Annotated in this window: 5 protein-coding genes; 3 read left to right on the top strand and 2 right to left on the bottom strand. The window is 26.1% G+C overall.

Going from position 1 to position 6,281, the window contains the following annotated elements; all coding sequences use genetic code 11:
- Window positions 1-175: 175 nt before the first annotated feature.
- Window positions 176-1,036 carry an alanyl-tRNA editing protein gene (locus K8M07_RS10905; protein WP_223378802.1) on the bottom strand — a complete coding sequence of 287 codons (861 nt, stop codon included), beginning with the start codon at window positions 1,034-1,036 and terminating at the stop codon, window positions 176-178.
- 264 nt (window positions 1,037-1,300) lie between these two features.
- Here K8M07_RS10905 and K8M07_RS10900 point away from each other — a divergent pair, with 264 nt between their 5' ends.
- A complete protein-coding gene (locus tag K8M07_RS10900; RefSeq protein WP_223378800.1) occupies window positions 1,301-3,754 on the top strand; it encodes a DNA internalization-related competence protein ComEC/Rec2 in 2,454 nt (817 codons plus the stop codon).
- The gene (gene holA / locus K8M07_RS10895; protein ID WP_223378798.1) at window positions 3,744-4,796 is read left to right on the top strand and encodes a DNA polymerase III subunit delta; all 1,053 of its coding nucleotides are present in this window, start codon (window positions 3,744-3,746) and stop codon (window positions 4,794-4,796) included. The genes K8M07_RS10900 and holA overlap by 11 nt, the downstream gene beginning before the upstream one ends.
- A 37-nt stretch (window positions 4,797-4,833) precedes the next feature.
- On the opposite strand, the gene rpsT is transcribed toward holA, so the two are convergent.
- Window positions 4,834-5,103: a 30S ribosomal protein S20 gene (gene rpsT, locus K8M07_RS10890; RefSeq protein WP_223378791.1), complete on the bottom strand. Its 270-nt coding sequence runs from the start codon at window positions 5,101-5,103 to the stop codon at window positions 4,834-4,836.
- A gap of 147 nt (window positions 5,104-5,250) precedes the next feature.
- On the opposite strand from rpsT, the gene gpr reads away from it, so the two are divergent.
- Complete coding sequence (gene gpr, locus K8M07_RS10885; protein ID WP_223378790.1) at window positions 5,251-6,225, top strand: GPR endopeptidase; 975 nt, start codon at window positions 5,251-5,253, stop codon at window positions 6,223-6,225.
- The last annotated feature ends 56 nt before the right edge of the window (window positions 6,226-6,281 follow it).

The following is a 6,281-nucleotide window of genomic DNA, read 5'->3' as shown; positions in this document are numbered from 1 at the left end:
CATGCCTAAAATCAGATTGATAAAACTATATTTCATTTTATAGAAATTTATGAAATATAGTTGACAACTAGAATATATAAAAAGAGGCGTTTCATAACTTATTTATAAGTTATGAAACAGCCCCATTAATATTTTTATTATCTCTTCATATTAAATTTTTAGTACCTTCCAACAGTTATTTTGATCTGTATTTATATAGTTTTTCTTTTAAGATTTTATTTTCTTTTTCTAAAACTATCTTTTGATTATAGAGCTTTTTTACTTTATCTTTAGCATCTGTATCCTTAGAGGATAAAAGGTAACTAATATCTTCAATATAGTCACTTTTCCAGCTATAGTCTTTCAATGCTCTACTTCCACATACAAATTCAACTCTCATATTATTTTTGTAGGATTCGACTTTTCTTATTTTGATGATTCCAATTTCTCCAGTATTTCTTACATGAGTACCACAACATGGTGAAAAATCAATTTCATCAATCTCTATAATTCGAATATTAGATGTAATTGTTGGCTCATTTCTAACTGGAATTTTATCTATTTCCTCTTTTTTCACAATATACGATTTAATATTAAAGTTAGAAAATATAATTTTATTAGCAAACTTTTCTACTTTTTTAATTTCATCTTTATTTATCTGAGGTATATTTATATCAATATAGACATATTTACCGCCAATATGGAATCCAATAGTTTCCCCGTTGTACAACTTATAGAACACTGAAGATAAAAGATGTTGCCCAGAATGCTGTTGCATATAATCAAACCTGTTCTCCCAATCAATAGAGAGCATTGCTCTATCGCTATGAATATTATCTTTAGTAATATGTATTATATCTTCTCCATCTTCATAAGTATCCAAAACTTCTACACCGTTAATGGTACCCTTATCTCCGGGTTGTCCTCCCGAAAGGTTAGGATAAAAGATAGTTTTATTTGTTTTTATATAGTACTTATTATTTCTATATTTTTTTTCAATAATACGAGCACCAATTTTACGCAAATAAGGATTTTCCAGATAAACTTTCTCTGTCATACAATATCACCATACCTTTTAATCTATTATAAATATATTATCACTTTTTTACTAACACTAACAGGATAAAATTTAAATCCTATGTTATAATTTAGTTAATAATTAGAATAATCGATGATAATTTTATAAGATGGGTTTGAAATATTTTAGCGGGGTGCCTAACATGGATAGAGAATACATAGGTAGTATGTTGATATTATTAGGAATGATAATTGTAATATGGTCTTTTGGTAAAATAAATAGAAATAGAAGGGATTAATATAAATGAAAAGACCGCTAGTTTTATTAACTATTTTTATATCATTGGGAATAGTATTTTATTATTATGTTGAAGTAAATCTTTATATGATATTACTTCTATTAATGCTATCTATTGCGGCTAACTTAATTAATATAAAATTTAATTATTCAATGTATATAGGATTATTATTATCATTTTTTTTATTAGGTATGTTTATAATAGGCATTAAGGAAAACAGCAGTCAATTGATACAATTTATAGATAAACCTATAGAGTTAAGTGGGACTATAAAAGAGAGTAAAGATATTGAAGAAAATAGTAAACATGTAGTTTTAATAGATAATATCAAATATGAAAATATAGATAGAAATGTATCCGAGAAGATTATATTAAATGTTATTGGTAAGTGCAAGTTAGATATAGGAGATAAAATAAGATTTAATGCAGTATTAAGAGAACCTATAGAAAATACAAATCCAAGATTATATAATTATAAGCTCAATCTTTTAACCAATAATATTTATACTACAACTACCATAAGAGAATATTCTATATTAGATGTAGTGGAGCAAAATTTAAATATTTTTTTAAGCTTAAAATTGAGTTTTATAGATAAAGTAGAAAAGACTTTCGATCTATATTTAGCAGAGGGGAACAGCCCCATAATGAAATCTATTATATTAGGTGAAGACTCTTATTTAGATGAAGAGAGAATACAACAGTTTAGAGATTTAGGACTAGCACATATATTAGCAGTTTCAGGACTACATATTGGTATTTTAACAGCATTATTGGTAGGAATGTTTGCCTATATTGGAATAGACAGAAGAATAAATATTATTTTAACTATAATTATACTATGGATCTATGCTTATATAATTGGATATCCAGTGTCTGTATTGAGATCAAATATAATGTTTACTGTATTATTGCTTTCTCAATTATGGGCTAAACCGTATGATTCAATCAATGTTTTATTTTTTGCACTATTGTTATTAATAATAATAAATCCGTATTGGATTTTTAGTGTTGGATTTCAATTATCATTTGTTGCTACTTTTTCAATAATTTATTTCACACCTAAATTTAATAAAATACTGTATTTAAAAGATAGTAGCATTGTTAGAACTTTAGTAAGTATAATTTCAGTTCAGATTGGGCTATTGCCAGTATTAGCATATTATTTTAACCATATACCCCTTATAAGCATAGTGTCTAATCTTATATTAGTTCCATTATTTTCAATATGTTTAGTACTTAGCATATTTTTAATATTCTTTTCATTTATAAGTGAATATATATCCGATGCGATAGGAATTACAATAAATTTTCTATTAAACATACAGCTAATGGCAATTGAAATATTAAATTATTTTCCTGTTCTTAATATAAAAGTAGCATCACCATCATTTTTGACAATTGGTATGTACTATATTTTAATATTTACATTGCTAGGTATAATACAAATAAAAGAACTTAATAGAGTAATTACTAAAGTAATGGTTACTTATTTATTGCTATTGATACTTATAAACTCAATATCCATAAATTTAAATGAGACCTTATCTATTGATTTTATAGATGTTGGTCAAGGAGATAGTATATTATTGAGGACGAAAGAAGAGAACTATTTAATAGATACTGGAGGTAATGCTTTCGGAGATTTCGATATTGGTGAAAATATTTTATTGCCTTATTTAGAAAAAGAAGGCGTATTTAAACTCGATGGAATTTTTATTACTCATTTTCATGAAGATCATTGTAAGAGTTTGCCTTATCTAATGGATAATATGAAAATCGAAAATATTTATTTTGGCTATACGGAAGATAATAATGCTTCATATAAAGATATTAAAAATAGAGCAGAGCATAAAGACATACCAATATTTATTCTAAAAAAAGGAGACAGGCTTAATTTAGATAATAATGAAGTTACTGTAATTGGACCAAACTACGAATTATTGAAGAATTCAAATAATAATGAGAATGATTTATCGTTAGTTCTATTGTTAACTCATTTTGATACAACTATTTTATTCACAGGAGATATTGAGAAAAAGGGAGAAGAAAATGTAGTTAATACTATGCATAGAAACATTGATTTTTTAAAAGTTCCACACCATGGAAGCAATACTTCTTCTGGAGCAGATCTGTTAAATGTGCTTAAGCCTAATATTGGGATTATTTCAGTGGGTAGGAATAATGTTTTTGGACATCCAAATAGTGAGGTTATTGATACATACAATAGTAACAATATTGAACTTTATAGAACTGATAAGCATGGATTAATAAATTTGACATTGGATAAGAATGACTTTAAGATCAATCCTTTTATAAGAGAAAAAATAAGTGTATTATATATAATAGGTCATTATTATCTGAACATAATTTTTTTGGTCATATATTTTGAAATTTTATATATTATGATAAAATATTATACATTGATTTACAAGGAGATGGAGAGAATTGAATTATAAAGAATTTATCAATAAAGTTAAAGATAAAGATTTGGATCCAGTATATTTATTCTATGGAGAAGAAGAATATATGTTGGATTATACGTTAAAAATATTGAAAGATGTTTTTATTGATGAATCCTTTGAAGCATTAAATTATATAGCCTTGGAAGGAATAGATATCAATTTTGATAAAATTATTAATGCTTGTGAAACTCTACCATTTATGTCAGAGAAAAAAATAGTGGTTATTAAAGATTTTCCTTCGTTAAAAAGTAAAAACGAAGAAGGGAATAATTCATTAGAGATAGATATAAAGACTTTATCTAAATATATAGAGAAATTAGAAGATTATATTTGTTTGGTATTTATAGTAAAACAAAAAGATGTAAGGAAATCTAATGTCTTATATAAATCGATTAAAAAAACAAATGGAATAGTAGAATTTAAAAAATTAAAGGGCAAGGATTTAGACACATGGATTCAAAATAAATTTAGTAAATATAATAAAAAGATTTCTAAATCAAATATCAATTATTTAGTTCAACAATCTTCATATTTTGATTTAAATCGAACTAAAACACTATATAATTTAGAAAATGAAATCATCAAGATTTGTAATTATTTATTGGATAAGAACGAGGTTACTAAAGAAAGCATAGATTTACTTGTATCTAAGCCATTGGAGATAAATGTCTTTAACTTATTAAATAATATTAGCCAAAAAAGAGGAGAAAATGTTATTAAATTATTTAATGATATGTATATATCCAATGAACCAGTACTTTTTATTTTATATATGATAGTTAGACAACTGAGAAATATGTTAAACTTTAAGTTATTGAAAACGAAAGGTTATTCAGAAGGGGATATCCATAGTAAGATGAATTTATCCAGATATGAATTTAAAAAGGTTTCAAATCAAAGTAATAATTTTACTGTATCTCAATTGAAAAGTGCAATGTTATATTGTTTGGAAACAGATAAAGTTATAAAGTCAAGTTCTATGGATGACAGATTAGCTTTAGAGGTGTTGCTTACCAAACTATGTTCTAAAATTTAAATTAAAAATAAAACTTCGGATCTCCGAAGTTTCATTTTTACATAGCTTCTTTTTTATTTAGTCTTTTTGTTAAATTACTTACTTTTCTTGAAGCAGCATTTTTATGGATAACATTTTTATGTGCAGCTCTTTTTAATTTTTTATCTATAATTTTAAGTAATTCTTTAGCTTCATTAAAATTTTCACTTTCTACAGCTATATCAAATTTTCTAATATAACTTTTGATTTCAGATTTTCTACTTTTGTTTAGTTCTGTTTTATTTTTAGTAGTCTTTATTCTTTTTTCTGCAGATTTGATATTTGCCAAAAGATTCACCTCCTCCAATCTTAACAAAAGTATTTTATCACGAAGAAAGATTAATTGCAAGGATATTTGATTTCATTATACATAAAATTCAAGTATTGTAGAAAAATAACCTTAATAATATTAAAAAAATATACAGGAGGTAAAAAGATGATAAATGTAAGAACAGATCTAGCAATTGAGAGCAGAGAATTATACAAACAAAGAAATAATCAAGAAGCATCTGGGGTTGAGGTCGAAAAAGATGAAGGAAAGGAATATACTGTAACTAGAGTAAAGATAGTTAACGAGATGGGTTCAAAAAATTTAGGGAAACCTGAAGGAACTTATATTACTATAGATGTTCCAAGACTAAAAAACACTGATCAGGATTTGAAAGATGAGATAAGCCAATTATTGGCCAAAGAATTAAAGGGAATGGGTAAAAATGATAAAAACACGAAAACATTGATTGTAGGGTTAGGCAACTGGAATGTAACTCCTGATGCATTAGGGCCTAAAGTAGTCGATAGAGTTTTAGTTACAAGACAATTTTATATAGCGTATAATAAGGATAGTGATGAAACTGTGGCCAATGTTTCTGCTATATCTCCAGGGGTTATGGGACTTACTGGGATAGAAACAAGCGAGATAGTGAAAGGCATAGTGGAGAGAACTAAACCGGATTTAGTAGTAGCTGTAGATTCATTAGCTTCTCGAAAAATGGAAAGAGTAAGTACTACTATTCAGATATCAGATACTGGTATAAACCCAGGAAGTGGAATTGATAATAAACGAATGGGTTTAAATGAGGAGTATTTAGGAGTACCAGTTATAGCTATAGGGATACCGACTGTTGTCGATGCTGCTACTATGGTAAATGATACTATGGACTTAATTATCGAATCCATGAAAAACGAAGCAGAAGTTGGATCTAAATTTTATTCTAATCTTGAACAGATTTCAAGTGAAGAAAAATATGATTTAATAAGAGAAGTATTAGAACCTTTTATGCCAAATATAGTAGTAACTCCAAAAGAAATTGACTTACTTATTGATGATTTGTCTATTATTATTGCAAATGGGTTGAATATGTCATTGCATCATGGTATTGACTTGAAAGATGTTAATAGATATATTAAATAAGATTAATCCCTTTATAAAATAATTATCATATATAGTATTCAAATTGAATATAATCT

It is taken from the genome of Schnuerera sp. xch1, assembly GCF_019931165.1.
In the GTDB taxonomy this organism is placed as follows: Bacteria; Bacillota; Clostridia; order Tissierellales; family Tepidimicrobiaceae; genus JAIOUP01.
The sequence above is the reverse complement of the archived record's forward strand: the minus strand, read 5'-3'. Positions and strand labels throughout refer to the sequence as shown.

What these genes read in the sequence shown, in the direction of transcription:
- K8M07_RS10905 (WP_223378802.1), bottom strand. Translation starts at nt 1,036, where the DNA reads ATGACAGAGAAAGTTTATCTGGAAAATCCTTATTTGCGTAAAATTGGT.
- K8M07_RS10900 (WP_223378800.1), top strand. Translation starts at nt 1,301, where the DNA reads ATGAAAAGACCGCTAGTTTTATTAACTATTTTTATATCATTGGGAATA.
- gpr (WP_223378790.1), top strand. Translation starts at nt 5,251, where the DNA reads ATGATAAATGTAAGAACAGATCTAGCAATTGAGAGCAGAGAATTATAC.